We start from the raw sequence: 18,312 nt of genomic DNA on the forward strand, positions 1-18,312 counted from the left end.
GGTAAACCGGGCCTGCTGCGGACATGGGTATAAACGCTGGCGGGTAAACGGGGTCTGCAACGCCCACGGTTATCAACGCTGGTGGATGATTGCCACCTGATATCAGATCTGTGCGGGAGTCACGAGAAGAAGGGATGTATGTGGTAGCCAGCTGAGAGCTGGCTACTCAGACAGTGGTCAGGCTATTTTCTTATTTCTGTTTAGAATGACCAGCACATAATCACCACGGGATTTTTCGATCGAATACTTCAGGAAGCCAGCTTCTTCCAGCTGCTCCAACGCCCGTCTGATGGTGGCATTCTGAGAGCCTTTGTGTGCAGTGAGTTGCAGCCGTTCCCTTAGTCGGTCAAAGCCAATGCGATAGAAGTTATCCGGTAACTCCACAAGGTACAGGTACAGCGCCTGTGCTGACTCTTTTCGGGCCAAGGTTTTCAGGATTTTAAGGTATAGCCTAGTTTTACCATCGACCTGGTAGAGGGTGTTCAGGTCCGGGTTTGGCCTGATGATGACCTCATCGGTACCCTCATCATAGTAAGAGGTGGAGACCAGACTCATATCAATTTTGATTTTTTTGCCTTCAACCGAAGACGGCTTAATGAACTGGAAATGCGTATGCTGAATTCGCGTCAGAGAGTCACTGAATCGCTTGCGTAACCGGGAGTCTACACGCTTTGTCGCCAGCCCGCAGCTGCATGCAAAATCAATGAAATTCATTCGTACAGTGCCGTCCTTTTCCAGGTACTTATTGGTCAGTGAATCCACAATCCCTAACCAGACCTTAAAATCAGTATCCATATCAAGGCGCGGGCCGAAAATGCTGATCTTCTCGTAACCTTCTCCGGAGAGAGATGACAGTCTGCACAACTCCTTGGTGGCGTCAATGTGATGTCCTCTGGACATGGGATCAGAGCCATCTTTCAGGGTTGGAACAAATACACCCAATCGCAGAAGCGATTTAGGTTGGATGCTTTGTTTCGAGTTGGGGATCAGCTGTATAACTTCGCCCGTACTTTTTTCTATTTCAGTGATAATTAACGGTAATTGATTGATTTCACTGTTCATTGTGAGAAAAGCCCCGCTTGTGGATACTTATGGAGAATACCCGCTAGCGTTGATAGTTACAACCCGCCAGCGTTGATAATCCACCCTCCAGCGTTGATTACTGACCCTCCAGCGTTGATTACTGACCCTCCAGCGTTGAGCATTTGCCCTCCAGCGTTGATGAACTACCCGCCAGCGATGATACAGAACCCCTGAAGGCCGCATGAATAAAGGGCTAAGCAGATCGCTAATCTTTTGTTGTTCTTTGTTGTTCTTTGTTGTTCTTTGTATAAACCTCATTAATCTTAATTAATTATTCTATCCGGTGGATAACTTCAAAAAACATAATCAGGGGATCGTAAAAATACTTTAACCACGCCGGTAAGTGAAAAGCTTAGCGTTAGCGATAAGAGTTTCTCAGCTGACGGCGTTGACTGGTCCAGACTCATTACTTCTTCAAAGGGATCCTGCTGGTACAAGTCTTTGTTCTGATGAAAATTTAAGGTCTGTGACTGAAGTGTTTCAGGTCATAACGAGCCGGTCTACTACCAGAAGTAATTCGTCTTTCCCACTCAGATCACACTATCTGTAATGGTTATTCTTTCTATAGTGGTTATTGTTAAGACTTAACTGACACCGAGAAAAACTGACAGTCAGTCTGCTTCTCTCGTTCATTGACAGGCATGCCCCCTGGTGTGCTGCTGTGACAGTGATGTACACGGTTTCTCACCAGGCAGATGGCCTAACAACAGGCTGCAACATTATGCCCACAGTTTTACTCGTTGATTGCTACAGTGAAGTCGTTCCATCGAATCCCTGGTGCGCCCCAGCTGTATTTGTTCGGCTCATTCTTAAATCCCGCCATCACCGGTAGAGCTGTGTTATACAAGTACAGTCTGCAGATGTCATGCTGACTGATAAAGGGGGGGAGGGTGAAGCCGGTGGATTGCCCACGGCCACAGGAGACGCAGTCGGAACATCAGACGAAAAACAACAGGAGTTACCGCTCCCCCGTGCTTAATTACTCTGACGGTAAATTGAGTGAGCTGTCCGAAGCAGGGATAAAGTCTACTGTAAAAACGTGGATCACACCGGCGAAATATCTTCAGATAGTTATCCCCTGAAGGTGACTAATTGTTTTAATGCATCTTCAGCCCACACTTCAAGGTCATCGTAAGTTCTGAACGTTTTACTGATTACCTTACCGCTTGCATCTGATGTACCAAACAAACTGAAACCTAACCTGCTACCGGGTGTGATTTTAAATTCGTCTACATCTACAGCCCGGCCATTTAACAACCACCACAGGTAATTGAAAAAATCTGGTTTTGATAAGCCCGCTGTACCTAAAGCTGCTCCCCTTGCCAGGTCCTCCCCCCGATAGATGGTTGGTTTAGGAGGCTCCCCGAGACCACTGCAGTTCGGAAGGACAGAATCCCGACATACACTGTCCTGGTAGATGTTGAAACGGGTTTCAAGCGAATCCTTAACAACACGCCCCCACATGATGAAGTGACATGCTCTGTGCCAGCTGCGGACCCGAGAGCTTCTCTGTAATCCATTGCAGAGAAGGCAGACTGCAGGCTTTTTGGCTTCATCACGAACATTTCTGTTGTACGATTTCATCTCGACCAGAAAGAACCGGTCGCATACACCGAAGAGGGTATCTGCATTTATATCCCGGTCGCTGCCGTTCAGGGAGGCAATGAGATCACTCATTCCGTGTTCACGGCACGCATTCCGCACCTGAGATTTAAACACATCGGTAACGCTGTCTTCTCTGCCTCTGTTACTCACACAAACCTCGCTCAGTAAGAAATTTCGCCGTGACGGGGGACGGCTGGGCCACCAGCGATGAATGTTAAAGCGGGAGGCCAGGCTAAACAATTACCGAAAACAGGAGGGACCGACAACAACACACAAACGTAAGACAACATACCTCATAGCCCTGCAAAGCCTTTGCCTCGGTGCGTCACGCTCTGCGTGAGTCACGATTGTGCACATTTTCGGCATATTCTTTTTTTCTTTTTTTTCATTTTTCTCTTTTTTTCACACGCGCGGCGAGGGGCGGGCTGGGCACGGTAAAGGTCCAAAGACTTTGAGGTATGTTGTCTTACGTTTGCTGTTTTAATGTATAAAAGAGGCTCGCATCTGTAAGGGCTATGTCACTGGTGATATCCTGTTACTCCTGTAAGGAGCTCAGTTGTTTTAGATATCAAGATAGTGTCGAAATCTAGTTGGTTGTCTGGCACCATGCGATGTAGATAAGATAGATTCAGTTTGGCCGACTTCCTGTTAGGTTTAGCTACGTCAGATATCGTTCCATTAAATTCAACATACATCACAGAGAGGCCGAGGTGAGAAAGCCACAACAAAAATATGACCTGGATATTCCCGACGATTATAAAATGGCTTATGTTATGGAAGGTGACAGAACGAATTTTGAGTCTATCAACAAATGGTTTTACCTCGGGGCTGACTTCATAAACCCTCGCTATGCAAAGGTAGGAATTACGATGGGTAATTTAAGTTCCCGCTCATACAGTTCCGCTAATCCAAATTATTACGTGTTCTGTGCCTTTCAATGTGACCAAAAAACAACGAGGACAATACTCGAAACAATAGAAAGAGGGGCTCTGAACTATTTAGACGACCAGTTCAGATCGGATAATGGTCAGACAAAACGTGCGCGTCACTTTGAGTCACAACGCTTGTCAGAGTGTTATTATGGCATTGAATTTGAAGATTTTTTCGGATGTTTACACAGCTATCTTCTGGATAATCACGCACAGCATTTTCAGATTGATGGCTATGAAGATGAGGCGGGTTACAATTGTGGCCATTCACTTGCAATGCTTTTCAACCCTCGTTTACAACAGGATGTTCAATCTTCATTTCGGAATATGGTCATACGTGCATAATTCCTTCTGACCTGATTATCGATTTGCATTTTGCCTGGCGATTGTTTGCAGATTACCAGACCATCGCCAACAAAATATGACCTTTAAGATTAGACGGCTATAGGGTTTCTGTTTCGTACCATGAACGGACATGTTTACGATATTCATTTTTGTTCGTTTCGTTAAAGGAAATGCATTCATTTAACCCTGTTAATAGGTAAAGGAAGCAACATTCAGTCAGTAAATTCGTTTAGCGGAGTGATTGCATTTTGGAAAAGATTCGGGCAACTGCAGTTAAATATATCAAGCTGGGAGAGGGAGGCGAATGGGAACGTGAGTGCCTGACATCTGGCATTATTAGGTTTGGTTACGACAAAACACCCCATCAGATGTGTCTTGAGGGAAAGTGGGAAGAAGTCAATAAAGTCTGGTTAGAAGAGAGAAAATATAACCAGGCCACTGCCACCAGTGATGTCAGGCAGATAAGAACATTTTACACAGCCACCCCTGATATACTGTTCATAACTTTCAGCCAGGGATTATTGTATTGGTGTCAGCCTTCAGGGGAAGTCACAGAACTGGATGATGGCAGCAGGAGCCGCCCCACTGTGAATGGATGGCACAGTCATAGTCTGGCCGGAAACCTTCTCTCCAACAGCATCCTGAGCGGTGCTTTACTCGCTACACAGAATTACCGGGGCACCATCTGCGATGTGCGTTTGGCCGATTACGCCATGCGGAAAATTAACGATGAGCAATCGCCGGAAATCATAGACGCGGATATTGGGGTCGGTTCCGGCTGAGGGCGAAATGACACCCTAAGCGTTAGCTCTGTGTCGTTGCACGATGTCAGCGACGGTATTCTTGCTGATACCGAGCTCGCGTGCGATCCAGCGATAGCTGCGTCCCTCGGCCCTCATCGCAACCACCTTAGGCAAAAGTCGGTCTGATTTTGGTCGCACTCCGGCCTGACGACCAAGCCTCTTACCACGTGCCTTCGCAACAGCAAGGCCTGACTTGACCCGCTCGCTGATGAGATCCCGCTCAAACTCCGCAATGCCGGAAAGAAACGTCGCCAGCATTCGTCCATACGGCGACGAAAGATCGAACGCCATTCCATTCATGGCTATCACGGAAACCTTCCAGTTCTCCAGTTCACGTAGCGTATTGAGCAGATCGAGCGTCGAGCGCCCCCACCGGGAAAGCTCAGTGACCAGGATTGCATCAATTTGTCTGGACTGGGCAAGCGCCAGGACTTTCTTTCGCTCGGCCCGGTCGAGTTTAGTTCCTGAACCTGTTTCCTTAAATATTCCCACCACGTCGTAGCCGGCACGGCCGGCGAAGGCTCGCAGATCAAATTCCTGGCGTTCACAAGACTGATCCGCTGTTGAAACCCGGCAGTAAATGGCGGCACGATGTCCCAATTGAACCCTCCTGGATTTTTGTATCGGAACGCCCTGATTTATATGGGCTGGCTGTTGTCCAAAACAGACTATACTTCAAAAGGGACGAATTTGTATGTCACGACGCCATATTTTCACCGAACGGCAGCGAGCAGCGCTGTTCGATCTGCCCACGGACGAACTGTCGCTACTGAAGTTCTACACGCTGGGCGATGATGACCTGGAAAACATTAGGCAGCGCCGCAGACCGGAAAACAGGATTGGCTTTGCCCTGCAACTTTGTGCCTTACGATATCCGGGCCGTGCACTGGCTCCTGGTGAGATGATCCCGCGTGAAGTCCTTTCCTTCGTCGGTGCTCAGCTTGGAGTTCCGGCTGATGCGCTTCTCACTTATGCCACACGGCGCCAAACCCGTCAGCAGCACATGGACACGCTGCGCGAAATTTACGGCTACAAGACCTTCACGGGCCGTGGTGCCCGTGATCTGCGGGAGTGGACTTTCGGCCAGGCCGAAGATGCCAGATCAAACGAGGATCTTGCTCATCGTTTTATTGTGCGGTGTCGGGAAACTTCCACCATTCTGCCCGCAGTATCGACAATCGAGCGCTTGTGCGCGGATGCTCTGGTCGCCGCTGAGCGGCGGATTGAAACGCGGATTGTGGAAAATTTAACAGCGGATGTTCGCGATCACCTGGACAAACTTCTGAGTGAAATGCTCGCCGGCAATATCAGTCGTTTCATCTGGCTTCGCAACTTCGAGGTTGGTAACAACTCGGCTGCTGCTAACCGTTTGCTCGACAGGCTCGAATTTCTGCGTACCCTGAATATCAATCATAGTGCTTTGGCCAGCATACCTGCCCATCGCATTGCCCGGCTGCGTCGGCAGGGTGAACGCTACTTCACCGACGGTTTGCGTGACATCACTTCGGACCGCCGCTGGGCGATCCTTGCCGTCTGTGTTGTGGAGTGGGAAGCGGCGATTGCTGATGCCATAGTCGAAACCCATGACAGGATCGTAGGAAAAACCTGGCGGGAAGCGAAGCGCCAGCATGACGAAACAATTTCCGGCTCTAAAGCCACACTCACGGATACGATCCGTACCTTCACCGCGCTGGGAGCTTCGTTGCTTGAGGCCCGCAGTGACGGAACCCCGCTGGAGATGGCTGTCGCCAGTTCGGTTGCATGGGACCGGCTCGCTCAACTGGTAGCGACAGGGACTCAACTCAGCAACACGCTAGCCGATGAGCCTCTTGCATATGTCGGGCAGGGATACCATCGCTTTCGTCGTTATGCGCCCCGCATGTTGCGCTGTCTGAAGCTCGAAGCCGCGCCGGTCGCCGGACCATTGGTAGCAGCAGCTTTGTCGATCGGAGAGATGAAAGGTGTTGCATCGCCAGAAAGGCGTTTCCTGCGGCCCAGCTCCAAATGGAACCGTCATTTACGAGCTCAGGAAAAAGGAGATACCCGTCTTTGGGAAGTGGCGGTACTCTTTCACCTCCGGGATGCTTTTCGTTCCGGAGATGTCTGGCTCGCTCATTCGCGCCGCTATGGTGACCTCAAGCAGGTACTGGTGCCGATGATCGCGGCGCAGGAAAATGCAAAACTGGCCGTGCCTTCCAACCCACAGGATTGGCTGGCAGACAGAAAGGCGCGACTCACGATCGCTCTTAAGCGGCTGGCCCGGGCTGCCCGTAACGGCACTATTCCGCACGGTAGCATAGAAGATGGAACGTTGCGGATCGACAGGTTGACAGCAGACGTGCCGGATGGTGCCGAGGCACTCATACTGGATCTGTATCGCCGAATGCCGTCCGTTCGGATTACCGACATGCTGCTTGAAGTTGATGCAGCCCTTGGTTTCACAGATGCGTTTACCCATCTGAGAACCGGGGCTCCATGTCGCGACCGGATCGGTCTGCTCAACGTCCTGCTCGCTGAAGGGCTCAATCTGGGCCTGCGTAAGATGGCGGAAGCTACAAACACGCATGATTACTGGCAGCTCTCACGCCTTGCCCGCTGGCATGTTGAAAGCGAAGCCATGAACCAGGCATTGGCAATTGTGGTGGCCGCGCAGGGTAAACTGCCGATGTCACGCGTCTGGGGGATGGGCACGTCAGCATCGAGCGATGGTCAGTTTTTCCCGACAGCGCGGCATGGCGAAGCCATGAACATGGTCAATGCCAAATATGGTTCTGTTCCCGGCCTCAAAGCGTATACTCACGTAAGCGACCAGTTCGCGCCATTCGCTTGTCAGTCGATCCCGGCGACCGTGAGCGAGGCACCGTATATTCTCGATGGACTACTGATGAACGAGGTCGGTCGCCATGTTCGCGAACAGTATGCCGATACAGCAGGATTCACCGACCATTTGTTCGGAGCCAGTAGCCTGCTCGGCTACAATCTCGTTCTGCGAATCAGGGATCTGCCATCGAAGCGGTTGTACGTATTTAATCCCGATACGACCCCCAGGGAGTTACGCAAGTTGGTAGGTGGAAAAGCCCGGGAGGATCTTATCGTTGCGAACTGGCCTGATATTTTCCGTTGTGCCGCGACGATGACCGCTGGCAAAATCAGGCCCAGCCAACTCCTGCGCAAGCTCGCTTCTTACCCACGACAAAACAACCTTGCAGTTGCGCTTCGTGAAGTTGGTCGTATTGAACGGACCCTTTTCATTATTGAGTGGATCCTGGATACGGACATGCAGCGGCGTGCTCAGATCGGTCTTAACAAGGGAGAGGCCCACCATGCGCTCAAAAATGCGCTCCGTATCGGGAGGCAGGGGGAAATTCGCGATCGCACGACAGAGGGGCAGCACTACCGAATCGCTGGGCTCAATTTATTGACTGCGGTGATCATTTACTGGAATACCGTCCATCTTGGTCATGCCGTCACGGAGCGGCGGAACGAAGGGTTGGATGTTCCCCCTGAATTTCTTCCCCACATATCCCCATTGGGCTGGGCGCACATTCTACTGACTGGCGAATATCTTTGGCCCAAGGAACCGAAAGCTTAGGGTGTCATTTCGCCCTCAGCCGGAACCGACCCCCAGAAGGATATTCGAGTGATGGCCATCAACGTACCGACAACCTGGATTGCTTCAGCGAGCCATGATTTTGATAGTCGCATGTTTGCTGCAATCAACGATATGTTGCTTGATATGCTGGCTGCTGTGGCTCGTCGTGATTATGAACAACGCCGGGAACGTCAAAGGCAGGGGATTAATAAAGCTCAAAAGGAGGGAAAATATAAGGGGCGTCAGGTCAATCAGGCTCGATACGATGCAATTAATCGGTTGCTCGATAGCGGTAGTTCTTGGAGCCAGGTTCAGAAAATTATGGCCTGTAGTCGAGGGACAATTAGTAGTGCTGTAAAATCGAGGGAAGATAAACGTGCTTTGAGTAAGTAGTTACAACACAAAAGAAAATGTCTACCCGTCCTAGCTGGTTGGCTTGTGTGATTGTTCAATAGGGGTCAGTTTGGATATCGAAAATTATTGGGCACTGTTGCAAAGTTAGCGATGAGGCAGCCTTTTGTCTTATTCAAAGGCCTTACGTTTCAAAAACTCTGCTTACCAGGCGCATTTCGCCCAGGGGATCACCATAATAAAATGCTGAGGCCTGGCCTTTGCGTAGTGCACGCATCACCTCAATACCTTTGATGGTGGCGTAAGCCGTCTTCATGGATTTAAATCCCAGCGTGGCGCCGATTATCCGTTTCAGTTTGCCATGATCGCATTCAATCACGTTGTTCCGGTACTTAATCTGTCGGTGTTCAACGTCAGACGGGCACCGGCCTTCGCGTTTGAGCAGAGCAAGCGCGCGACCATAGGCGGGCGCTTTATCCGTGTTGATGAATCGCGGGATCTGCCACTTCTTCACGTTGTTGAGGATTTTACCCAGAAACCGGTATGCAGCTTTGCTGTTACGACGGGAGGAGAGATAAAAATCGACAGTGCGGCCCCGGCTGTCGACGGCCCGGTACAGATACGCCCAGCGGCCATTGACCTTCACGTAGGTTTCATCCATGTGCCACGGGCAAAGATCGGAAGGGTTACGCCAGTACCAGCGCAGCCGTTTTTCCATTTCAGGCGCATAACGCTGAACCCAGCGGTAAATCGTGGAGTGATCGACATTCACTCCGCGTTCAGCCAGCATCTCCTGCAGCTCACGGTAACTGATGCCGTATTTGCAGTACCAGCGTACGGCCCACAGAATGATGTCACGCTGAAAATGCCGGCCTTTGAATGGGTTCATGTGCAGCTCCATCAGCAAAAGGGGATGATAAGTTTATCACCACCGACTATTTGCAACAGTGCCACTGATAGTCCGGTTCAGTTCTTCAAGCTGGCGATAATCCTCTTTCAATCGGGAAACGATATCAGGCCTACTGAAACGGCCCGCCAGTATGATTTGCTCCAGAAGACAATAGCATTGTTGCCAGGTTAGCGCCTGACGGGCAATATTCTGCCAGACCGACTGCATTTCATTCTCACGACTCAGTAGCCGCTCTATCAGTGGCCATACCGACATCCAGCAAGGACCTGCCAGCAAGTCAGCCTGGTATTGTCTGAGTGTATCAGTGACATCAGTTGCAGTGCTGGTTCGGGTATAACGCATCTTTTTTTCTCCGAAATCTCAGTTGACTCATTATCCATACCAGAGCCAGAACTGTCGGTAACGTAGCGAGATAAATTCCAGTTGACGTACATTACCCGATGTTTTTCTCAAAACCTCCGTCTGCCTCGCGCTCTGGATTTTGAGGGCGTCAGCGAGCTGGAGATTGTCCGGGAGAGAGACTGTATCATCCTGCGTCCCGTCCGGCCGACCTGGTGCTCGTTCGCGCAGCTTGAAAAAGCCGAACCGGACTTTATGACGGAACGTGAGGACGTTGCCTGCGATGAAGGTCGATTTGACCTGTGAACAAGATCTCCATGCTCGACACCAACATCTGCTCGTTTATCATGCGCGAGCAGTCGGAAATGGTGCTGAAGCGCCTGGAGCAGGCGGTGCTGCGCGAACAGCGTATCGTGGTCTCGGCCATCACTTACTCCGAGATGCGCTTTGGCGTCACAGGTCCGAAGGCCTCCCCCCTCCGCGAACAGTTGGTTGACGCGTTCTGTGTGCCGTTCTGACCTGGGACCGCGCAGCGGTAGATGCGACCACGGAGATTAAACTGGTGCTGCGCCTCGCCGGCACCCCGATCGACACCGCTAGCGCCGAGCACGCAATTGCCGCCGGCGCCGTGCTGGTGACGAATAATGCGCTGGAGTTTGAGCGGATACCGACCTTGGTACCTGAGGACTGCGTTAACTAGCGGTCCCTGGTATGTAGTTATGTGAGACTGACTGGCAGAGGTGGTTGCGCCATCAATGAATTCAGTACTGGAAACAGAACAGCACGCGTACATCATGCCATGCGTTCGCTCAGTGTTTTCAACATCCAGTAATGTATAAAATACAGGTTATCAGGCAATTAGTGGAAGGTCATCCTGACTTCTTTTTTTCATATTCTGGTCTTATTTTTAAGAAATATCGGACGGAATCAGATTCCTTCGGGAAACGCTGACGATCGGTGAGTCAGGGAGCAATTCTTGATTCATTTAGAAATTGTCAAAATGGTTTTTCCTTTGGTTTGCGGTTTTCTCGTATGTTGCTAAACTTGTTCTGTTTTATTCTCCGGGCGATACAACACTTTCCGATAGCGATTCCCCTGTATTTTTGTTTAAATAATGAACAGCACCATTAATACCCACACAATAATAATAACAATATAATATCTGACATATTTCCATTACTTTGAGATAATTAACTGATTGCGATCATGTTCTCAAAATGAATATAAGCGTTGATACAAACGTAATATATGCTATTGTTAATATATGATGTTTCTCAGGATACATCTGATATGGTACATACCGTTAAAATTTTAGTTGCTTATATCTAAAATAAACGCCGAAACTTCTCATTATTATCCTTGCATTTTTTAAGGAGAAGAATATGACAGAGCAAAATAATTTCGGTCAATATATAGGCAGTCACCTTGACGATGACGTCACTCTTTCATTACCTGATTTGCGCCAATTACCAGGGCGTTATTGCACTCTGCAGTTGCTGTCCACCCGTCACGGGAATGACCTCTTCCAGGGATGGCACAGTATAGAGGATTCACGTGACTGGACCTATCTTCCGGATGAAAGACCGCCGACAAAACAGGCAACCCACAGTTATATTCAGCAACTCATTCAACAGAAGGGAGTATATCATTACGCCATTATAGAAAATAATTCAGGAAAGGCTGTGGGAACTCTTTCTCTGTATAACCTCGACAATAAAAATGGCGTAGCGGAAATAGGAAGTGTACATCTTACTCCAGTTATCAAACGAACTTCAGTCAGTACAGAAGCAATGTTCCTGTTACTATCATATGTTTTTGATGTGCTTAAATATCGTCGATGTGAATGGCAAACCGACAGACTCAACTCTCAGGGTATGAGATCTGCCGAGAGATTGGGGTTCCAGAAAGAGGGGATACTGCGTAATAAACAAATACTTAAATCAAGGAACGTGGACGTTGTAATGTATTCAATTATTCAGGATGAATGGGAAAGAATATCCAGTGCGATAACTATCTGGCTTAGAACTGTCAACTTCGATGACCGGGGACATCAAATACATCCTTTACGGCATTACCTGGCGACAACAGAGCCCTGACTCTTTTGTTATTGCCCCCAGACGTTACTGGAAAAAGGGAGAATCTGAATGAAAATAATGAATGCAGAGATTGAGAGGCAAATCTGGCATCACAATCTTTCCTATTTATTGCTTGCCCAGCGGGTTCTGAATCATTACGAAGACACAGCCCTGTTTCGGCTAGGTATAGACAAGTGTACCGGAGATAAACTCCTGCAGTTGTCGTTGCCCGAACTGGTTCGTCTTGCTGAACGTCCGGAGCTGATTACCGTACTCAGACTCAGGGATCACCACCAGATAGATGTATTACTCAGTCAGTCCACTGGAATGGGATGAGCTCAGCAGGATTTGCTTAACATCTTACGGACCATTTTCTTCTTTTTTATTCTGGACTGGGAATTCAGTATGTACCCCAATGAATCAGCGATCTGGATTATTTATCCGCAAAAAACATGTCATATAAAGTAAGGGATTTTATTGATTTTATTGTCGATGAAATCGGAACTACTCCTTACTGGAAGTACGGAAAGTAATTCCTGTGAATACGGATTTCAAGAGGGAAAGTATTGTGTATATAAAAATCATCCTGATTAATACAGGATGATTTTTATGATGCTGTTACATGAATATAAATTGACGATACAAATCACTCAGTTCTGTTCTTAATTTTTCTATATCCTTCTCCTCACCTGAATTCTCGATCGCCAGTAATTGCTTTTCTTTAACAGTAATTCTTTCACACAACTCTGATAGCGTTGAACAAAATGCCTCTGTATGAGTGGCAGGATAGACGCTTTCATCCTGTTCAGTACTCCGCTTACGAACTGAAGTCACTGGTTTAATTTGATGTTCCAGGTTATAGGCTATCTGACGTTCCCTGCGATTGTGCGTTTCATCCATCGCCTGTTTCATGGCCGGAGTGATCCTGTTTGCATAGAGTACGGCTTTACCCTCCACATTACGTGCCACACGTCCAATCATCTGAATAAGTGCGTGTGATGAACGTAAAAAACCTGCATGGTCAGCATCAAGTATCGCGACCAGTGAGGCTTCAGGGATGTCGAGTCCTTCACGCAGCAGACTGATGCCGATTAAGACATCAAATTCCCCGGCCCGTAATCCATTGATAATTTCCTGTCTTTCATCTGTTTTGATATCAGAATGCAGATATCGGGACAGGATCCCATTTTCTGTCAGAAAATCATTCAGTTCTTCTGCGGTCTTTTTGGTCAGCACTGTCACCAGGACACGATTGTTTCTGTTGACGCAATGACGGATTTCTTCAAGTAAGTTCTCCACACACTGGTCTTTGCTTCGGACCTCAATTTCGGGATCCAGTAAACCGGTGGGGCGGATAATTTGCTGAACAACATTTTTCTTTGATTTCTGCAATTCATATTTACCTGGGGTTGCGGAAACAAAGACAGTCTGGGGCTTAATCTTCTCAAACTCAGCAAAACTCAGGGGACGATTGTTTTTTGAGGAGGGCAGACGGAAGCCGAAATCGATAAGAGTATCCTTGCGACTCTGATCGCCACTGTACATGGCTGAGATTTGCGGGACCATTACGTGCGATTCATCAACAAAGAGCAGACCATTTTTTGGCAGGTAATCCAGCAGCGTTGTCGGTGGGAGTTCCGGATTTCTGTCGCTGAAATAGCAGGAATAGTTTTCCATACCTGAGCAGTAACCCAGTTCACGGATCATTTCAACATCATTGTTAACGCGTTCGTATAAGCGCTCAGCCTCTATCAGACGATTTGCTTTGTTAAGTTCAGCAACCCGTTTCTCCATGTCAGTAAGAATGCTTTTGGTGGCTGAGGGTATTTTTGCGGTCGGTGTAACAAAGAGTGTTTTGGGTGATATTAAATAATGTTCAATGTCGCCCGTAATTTTCCCACTGACAGGATCAATCCATTTTGCGGATTCTATAACATCATCAAAGAGTTCGACCCTGATGGCCTGATGTTCGGAATCGGCAGGGAATATATCAATAACGTCACCGCGAACCCGGAACATTGCCCGTCCCAGAGTTTTGTCTGTACGGGCATACTGCAGACGTGCCAGTTGATGAATTAACTCCCGCTGGGCGAGTTGTCGTCCTGGGTATACCGGGATCTGGATCTCTCTGTATGCGTCCGGATCACCTAATCCGTATATCGAAGAGACGGAAGCGACGACTATCACATCCTGACGTTCAATCAATGCCTTGGTCGTAGATAACCGTAACCTTTCAAGATGATCGTTGATAGCGGAATCTTTCGGGATAAAGCGGTCACTTCCGGGGATATAGACTTCTGGCTGAAAAAAGTCGTAGTAAGAAACGAAGTATTCGACAGCATTTTCTGGGAAAAACTGCTTCATCTCCAGATAAAGCTGTGCGGTTAACGTCTTGTTAGGAGCCAGTATTAATGTAGGGCGCTGCAAACGGTGTATCACATTCGCCATGGTGAAGGTTTTACCCGAGCCGGTTATCCCCTGAAGTGTCTGATGTGTTGCTCCTGCTTCGACTCCCGCTATCAGTCTGGCTATTGCTTCGGGCTGATCTCCTGACGGGATATAGCCTGAATGTAAAATGAATTTTCCTGTGGACATTATGATCTCTCCTGGTTGGAACGCCCCGGACAGCGTTAACACTACTACACTATAGTTTATGACAACCCGACGTAAGGCATTTATGCCTGACTGAAGAAAAGTTATTTGTTCTGTACCAATAAGTTGGCGTTCTGTTCACTTCTATTGTGTACCGTTAAAGTACGAATGTGCCTGATACAACTCTGTCATCTGTCTGGGTTTGTACATCGTGGGGTCAATATTTTTTCTTGCATAGTATAGGGGGGTATACTATAGTCTCTTCAATCCTGATTAACAGGGACAATCAATGCCACATTCTCCAGAAGAAAAGAAACAGGCGCTTGTCCGGGTACGACGTATCAAAGGTCAGATTGCAGCGCTGGAACAGGCGATTGAAAACGAAGCGGAATGTTCTTCATTGTTGCAGCAACTGGCTTCGGTACGAGGAGCCGTTAAAGGCCTGATGACTGTTGTTCTGGAAAGCTATCTCAGGGAAGAATTTCCCGATACGAACAAAAGAAGGGGGTCGCAGACGAAATCTATCAACGACGCTATTTCCATTGTTCGCTCCTATCTCCGTTAACTCTGCCAGGCAGACGTCTGATGGGGTCAGTAAAAACAGTAATAAAAGGATATGACATATGAAATCACGTGCAGCTGTAGCATTTGCTCCTGGTAAGCCCCTCGAGATCGTTGAAATTGATGTGGAGCCGCCTCGTAAGGGTGAAGTACTGGTAAAAATCACCCATACCGGCGTCTGCCACACTGATGCATTTACCTTGTCCGGTGATGATCCGGAAGGTGTGTTCCCGGCAGTACTGGGTCATGAAGGTGCGGGTGTTGTTGTGGAAGTCGGCGAAGGGGTCACCAGTGTGAAACCTGGCGATCATGTTATTCCGCTTTACACGGCAGAATGCGGCGAGTGTCTGTTCTGTAAATCCGGAAAAACTAACCTGTGTGTCTCTGTTCGCGCCACCCAGGGTAAAGGACTTATGCCTGATGGCACGACCCGTTTCTCTTACAAGGGCCAGCCTCTTTTCCACTATATGGGCTGCTCTACATTCAGTGAGTATACCGTCGTCGCAGAAGTGTCTTTAGCCAAAATTAATCCACAGGCGAATCATGAACATGTCTGTCTGCTGGGTTGTGGCGTAACGACAGGTATCGGTGCGGTTCACAACACTGCGAAAGTACAGCCAGGTGACACGGTTGCTATTTTTGGCCTGGGTGGTATTGGCCTTGCAGCGGTACAGGGCGCGCGTCAGGCAAAAGCGGGTCGTATCTTTGCCATCGATACCAATCCGGAGAAATTTGACCTGGCCCGTTCATTTGGTGCAACTGACTGCATTAACCCGAAAGACTACGACAAACCTATCCAGGACGTTCTCATTGAACTGACAGGCTGGGGTGTCGACCATACATTTGAATGTATCGGTAACGTAAACGTAATGCGTTCTGCACTTGAAGCGGCACACCGTGGCTGGGGTCAGTCCGTCGTTATCGGTGTTGCTGGCGCAGGTAAAGAAATCTCCACTCGTCCATTCCAGCTGGTCACCGGCCGTGTATGGAAGGGTTCTGCCTTTGGTGGTGTTAAAGGTCGTACCCAGCTGCCGGGCATGGTTGAAGATGCGATGAAAGGCGAAATCGATCTCGCACCATTCGTGACTCATACCATGGGCCTTGAAGAGATTAATGACGCCTTCGACCTGATGCATGAAGGCAAATCTATTCGTACAGTGATCCACTACTGATTCAGGTTTCACTGGCGATCTTTCAATATTAGTTTTAAAGGAAACAATCCATGTCCAATCCAGTTATTTCAGGCAATGGCATCTTCTCTCACGTCTTTATCGGTGCTGTAGATGTTCAAAAGTCGGCTGAGTTTTATGACGCCACTTTAGGTGCACTCGGTATCAACAACCTTGGTCCTTTTGGTAATGGCTGGGTGTTGTTTGGCCGTGACAAGCCGGCTTTCATCATTGCCCGTCCTGGCAATGGTGAAGCGCCATCCAGCAATGGTGTGACGATTGGCTTTGCTGCCGCCACGCCTGCTGAAGTTGACGCTTTCCATGCCGCAGGCCTGGCTGCTGGCGGGACTGATGAAGGTCAACCGGGTCCTCGTGGTCATCTGCCAGGTGCTTATGCTGCCTACCTGCGTGATCCGGCTGGTAACAAGATCTGCTCCTATACCTTCATCTGATCGTAGGGTGCATCCGGCACAAATGTTGTACGGTTTGTCAGTCAGGCGAACGGTATGAGTTGTGCCAGCTTATGAAGATCAACCCGCAGACGTTTACGTCTGCGGGTATCTTTCTCGAAGCGTAATGTGACTGGCCGTCAGAAAAAGAGAGAGTCTTATGAAAGAGTCAGCATTATCTGCTATCCGTTCTGAGATGCAATCGCCCGAAACCGTGTACGGGATGCCGGCTCATAAAGACAGAACGGCCGCTGTCAATGAAGTACATGCGCGTCCGCACCTGCTTATCACATCACCACAGACCCTGCTGCAGTTTGCTTTCATGACTAAAGGCGACCAGTCAGGTGACCAGCGGGTCATGGTTGAGCTGTCAGATCGTCTTGGTTTAACACCATCAGAAAATTCAGCCCCCCTGCACGGTATCACGTGGCGGGAAGGCGCTTTGTATTGTGAAAAACACGGTGAGTTTTCCACCTACTTATGGAGTACCACATGCGATCCGCGTGACGGACAGTTAAGGGGAGAGAACCCCTTCCGGCATGGTTTCACGCCACCGGGTTCGGTTATCTGTGGTACCCGTCTGGATATTCTGCCATGGACTGCAGAATCTGAGGCTGCAGTAACGAATTTAGATCCTGTCAGCAGGTGCTATTCAGTAACAGAAAATGGCCGTGCCGCAATTATCTCTGATTTTCGCCAGGATAAAGACGGACTGACACGCATTCTGATACTTGAACGGGACCTGACAGAGGCACAGCTGGGTGCACTGGTTCAGCGGCTGCTTGAGATTGAAAATTATCGCACGCTTGCTTTGCTTTCTTTACCACTGACAAGAACCATGGCCTCTGAACTGAGGCGAGTGGAAAACCGACTGGCTGAAATTACAGAAGAAATGCGCACCGGAGAGCATCGTAAAAATGAACAGTTGCTCTCTGCGTTGACCAATCTTGCCGCAGAACTTGAAGCCGGCGCTGCAGCGAATCTGTACCGGTTTGGCGCAAGCCAGGCCTACTATGAAATTGTTGAGGAAAGGCTGAATACGCTCTCCGAAACGCCGGTTCCAGGCTACTACACCTGGGCTGATTTTTTGCAACGGCGCATTGCCCCAGCCATGCGAACCTGCCGTTCTGTGAAAGAACGACAGGCGAAGCTGTCTGACAAACTCATGCGGGCTATTTCGTTACTTCGCTCCTGGATAGATGTTGAACTGGAACATCAGAACCGTGACCTGCTGGCTTCGATGAATAACCGGGCCAGACAACAGCTACATCTGCAGCAAACCGTTGAAGGATTGTCTGTTGCCGCCATTTCATATTATGTGGTGAGTCTGATTTCGTATCTGGTGAAAGGGGTTCCCGGGATCCACGATGTCATGCCACCTGAACTGGCGGTTGCCATTCTCGTGCCCTTCATTGTGCTCGCGATTTGGTGGGTGGTGCGAAGAATAAGAAACTCGCACACCGACCCTGAACATAACGAAAACCACTCTGACTGAGTTGTTACGTTGTT

Annotated in this window: 16 protein-coding genes and 2 pseudogenes; 12 read left to right on the top strand and 6 right to left on the bottom strand. The window is 48.9% G+C overall.

Annotation, left to right across the window (positions count from 1 at the left end):
- Positions 1–177: 177 nt before the first annotated feature.
- Both KOSB73_RS14550 and KOSB73_RS14555 read right to left on the bottom strand, forming a co-directional pair.
- Positions 178–1,062, bottom strand: a complete 885-nt coding sequence (locus KOSB73_RS14550) for a RepB family plasmid replication initiator protein (RefSeq protein WP_044352068.1) — start codon at positions 1,060–1,062, stop codon at positions 178–180.
- A gap of 1,092 nt (positions 1,063–2,154) precedes the next feature.
- The gene (locus KOSB73_RS14555; protein ID WP_044352072.1) at positions 2,155–2,760 is read right to left on the bottom strand and encodes a hypothetical protein; all 606 of its coding nucleotides are present in this window, start codon (positions 2,758–2,760) and stop codon (positions 2,155–2,157) included.
- 638 nt (positions 2,761–3,398) lie between these two features.
- Between KOSB73_RS14555 and KOSB73_RS14560 the strand changes: the two genes are divergently transcribed.
- Entirely contained in the window at positions 3,399–3,962 is a 564-nt protein-coding gene (locus KOSB73_RS14560) for a hypothetical protein (protein ID WP_094645204.1), read from the top strand.
- A gap of 248 nt (positions 3,963–4,210) precedes the next feature.
- Complete coding sequence (locus KOSB73_RS14565) at positions 4,211–4,744, top strand: hypothetical protein (RefSeq protein ID WP_207762613.1); 534 nt, start codon at positions 4,211–4,213, stop codon at positions 4,742–4,744.
- A gap of 15 nt (positions 4,745–4,759) precedes the next feature.
- Here the strand turns inward: KOSB73_RS14565 and KOSB73_RS14570 are convergent, their stop codons facing one another.
- Positions 4,760–5,365, bottom strand: coding sequence for a recombinase family protein (locus KOSB73_RS14570; RefSeq protein WP_000509966.1), 606 nt, complete (start codon positions 5,363–5,365; stop codon positions 4,760–4,762).
- 94 nt (positions 5,366–5,459) lie between these two features.
- On the opposite strand from KOSB73_RS14570, the gene KOSB73_RS14575 reads away from it, so the two are divergent.
- Positions 5,460–8,357, top strand: coding sequence for a Tn3-like element Tn5403 family transposase (locus KOSB73_RS14575; protein WP_087588792.1), 2,898 nt, complete (start codon positions 5,460–5,462; stop codon positions 8,355–8,357).
- 33 nt (positions 8,358–8,390) lie between these two features.
- A pseudogene (locus KOSB73_RS14580) lies at positions 8,391–8,750 on the top strand (recombinase family protein); the annotation flags it as partial.
- Positions 8,751–8,892: 142 nt separating this feature from the next.
- Here the strand turns inward: KOSB73_RS14580 and KOSB73_RS14585 are convergent.
- Complete coding sequence (locus KOSB73_RS14585; protein ID WP_001067856.1) at positions 8,893–9,597, bottom strand: IS6-like element IS26 family transposase; 705 nt, start codon at positions 9,595–9,597, stop codon at positions 8,893–8,895.
- Positions 9,598–9,633: 36 nt separating this feature from the next.
- The gene (locus tag KOSB73_RS14590) at positions 9,634–9,960 is read right to left on the bottom strand and encodes a hypothetical protein (RefSeq protein WP_225990749.1); all 327 of its coding nucleotides are present in this window, start codon (positions 9,958–9,960) and stop codon (positions 9,634–9,636) included.
- A gap of 81 nt (positions 9,961–10,041) precedes the next feature.
- On the opposite strand from KOSB73_RS14590, the gene vapB reads away from it, so the two are divergent.
- The 4 genes and pseudogenes from vapB to KOSB73_RS14610 all read left to right on the top strand — a co-directional run bounded on the left by vapB (position 10,042) and on the right by KOSB73_RS14610 (position 12,368).
- Positions 10,042–10,263 carry a type II toxin-antitoxin system VapB family antitoxin gene (vapB, locus tag KOSB73_RS14595; protein ID WP_050886233.1) on the top strand — a complete coding sequence of 74 codons (222 nt, stop codon included), beginning with the start codon at positions 10,042–10,044 and terminating at the stop codon, positions 10,261–10,263.
- Positions 10,260–10,657, top strand: a pseudogene (locus KOSB73_RS14600) (type II toxin-antitoxin system VapC family toxin). The gene vapB and the pseudogene KOSB73_RS14600 overlap by 4 nt, the downstream one beginning before the upstream one ends.
- A 682-nt stretch (positions 10,658–11,339) precedes the next feature.
- Positions 11,340–12,053 carry a GNAT family N-acetyltransferase gene (locus KOSB73_RS14605; RefSeq protein WP_050886232.1) on the top strand — a complete coding sequence of 238 codons (714 nt, stop codon included), beginning with the start codon at positions 11,340–11,342 and terminating at the stop codon, positions 12,051–12,053.
- A gap of 48 nt (positions 12,054–12,101) precedes the next feature.
- On the top strand, positions 12,102–12,368 hold the full coding sequence (locus KOSB73_RS14610) for a flagellar transcriptional regulator FlhD (RefSeq protein ID WP_000699996.1): 267 nt from the start codon (positions 12,102–12,104) through the stop codon (positions 12,366–12,368).
- A 282-nt stretch (positions 12,369–12,650) separates the two neighbouring features.
- Here the strand turns inward: KOSB73_RS14610 and uvrB are convergent, their stop codons facing one another.
- On the bottom strand, positions 12,651–14,627 hold the full coding sequence (gene uvrB, locus KOSB73_RS14615) for an excinuclease ABC subunit UvrB (protein ID WP_050886231.1): 1,977 nt from the start codon (positions 14,625–14,627) through the stop codon (positions 12,651–12,653).
- Positions 14,628–14,913: 286 nt separating this feature from the next.
- Here uvrB and frmR point away from each other — a divergent pair, with 286 nt between their 5' ends.
- The 4 genes from frmR (at position 14,914) to KOSB73_RS14635 (ending at position 18,298) form a co-directional block, all read left to right on the top strand.
- On the top strand, positions 14,914–15,189 hold the full coding sequence (frmR, locus tag KOSB73_RS14620) for a formaldehyde-responsive transcriptional repressor FrmR (protein ID WP_001120775.1): 276 nt from the start codon (positions 14,914–14,916) through the stop codon (positions 15,187–15,189).
- A gap of 58 nt (positions 15,190–15,247) precedes the next feature.
- Positions 15,248–16,357: an S-(hydroxymethyl)glutathione dehydrogenase/class III alcohol dehydrogenase gene (locus KOSB73_RS14625; protein ID WP_000842119.1), complete on the top strand. Its 1,110-nt coding sequence runs from the start codon at positions 15,248–15,250 to the stop codon at positions 16,355–16,357.
- 50 nt (positions 16,358–16,407) lie between these two features.
- Entirely contained in the window at positions 16,408–16,806 is a 399-nt protein-coding gene (locus KOSB73_RS14630; RefSeq protein WP_000070400.1) for a VOC family protein, read from the top strand.
- A gap of 157 nt (positions 16,807–16,963) precedes the next feature.
- The gene (locus tag KOSB73_RS14635; protein WP_042630902.1) at positions 16,964–18,298 is read left to right on the top strand and encodes a DUF3422 family protein; all 1,335 of its coding nucleotides are present in this window, start codon (positions 16,964–16,966) and stop codon (positions 18,296–18,298) included.
- Positions 18,299–18,312 lie beyond the last annotated feature (14 nt).

Origin of the sequence: Klebsiella grimontii (assembly GCF_900200035.1) — a bacterium.
Lineage (GTDB): Bacteria > Pseudomonadota > Gammaproteobacteria > Enterobacterales > Enterobacteriaceae > Klebsiella > Klebsiella grimontii.

Excerpts from the sequence above, each read along its gene's own strand:
- KOSB73_RS14575 (WP_087588792.1), top strand. The coding sequence starts at position 5,460 with ATGTCACGACGCCATATTTTCACCGAACGGCAGCGAGCAGCGCTGTTC.
- KOSB73_RS14585 (WP_001067856.1), bottom strand. The coding sequence starts at position 9,597 with ATGAACCCATTCAAAGGCCGGCATTTTCAGCGTGACATCATTCTGTGG.
- KOSB73_RS14635 (WP_042630902.1), top strand. The coding sequence starts at position 16,964 with ATGAAAGAGTCAGCATTATCTGCTATCCGTTCTGAGATGCAATCGCCC.
- KOSB73_RS14605 (WP_050886232.1), top strand. The coding sequence starts at position 11,340 with ATGACAGAGCAAAATAATTTCGGTCAATATATAGGCAGTCACCTTGAC.
- KOSB73_RS14630 (WP_000070400.1), top strand. The coding sequence starts at position 16,408 with ATGTCCAATCCAGTTATTTCAGGCAATGGCATCTTCTCTCACGTCTTT.
- frmR (WP_001120775.1), top strand. The coding sequence starts at position 14,914 with ATGCCACATTCTCCAGAAGAAAAGAAACAGGCGCTTGTCCGGGTACGA.
- uvrB (WP_050886231.1), bottom strand. The coding sequence starts at position 14,627 with ATGTCCACAGGAAAATTCATTTTACATTCAGGCTATATCCCGTCAGGA.
- KOSB73_RS14590 (WP_225990749.1), bottom strand. The coding sequence starts at position 9,960 with ATGCGTTATACCCGAACCAGCACTGCAACTGATGTCACTGATACACTC.
- KOSB73_RS14625 (WP_000842119.1), top strand. The coding sequence starts at position 15,248 with ATGAAATCACGTGCAGCTGTAGCATTTGCTCCTGGTAAGCCCCTCGAG.
- KOSB73_RS14555 (WP_044352072.1), bottom strand. The coding sequence starts at position 2,760 with ATGAGTGATCTCATTGCCTCCCTGAACGGCAGCGACCGGGATATAAAT.
- KOSB73_RS14550 (WP_044352068.1), bottom strand. The coding sequence starts at position 1,062 with ATGAACAGTGAAATCAATCAATTACCGTTAATTATCACTGAAATAGAA.
- KOSB73_RS14610 (WP_000699996.1), top strand. The coding sequence starts at position 12,102 with ATGAAAATAATGAATGCAGAGATTGAGAGGCAAATCTGGCATCACAAT.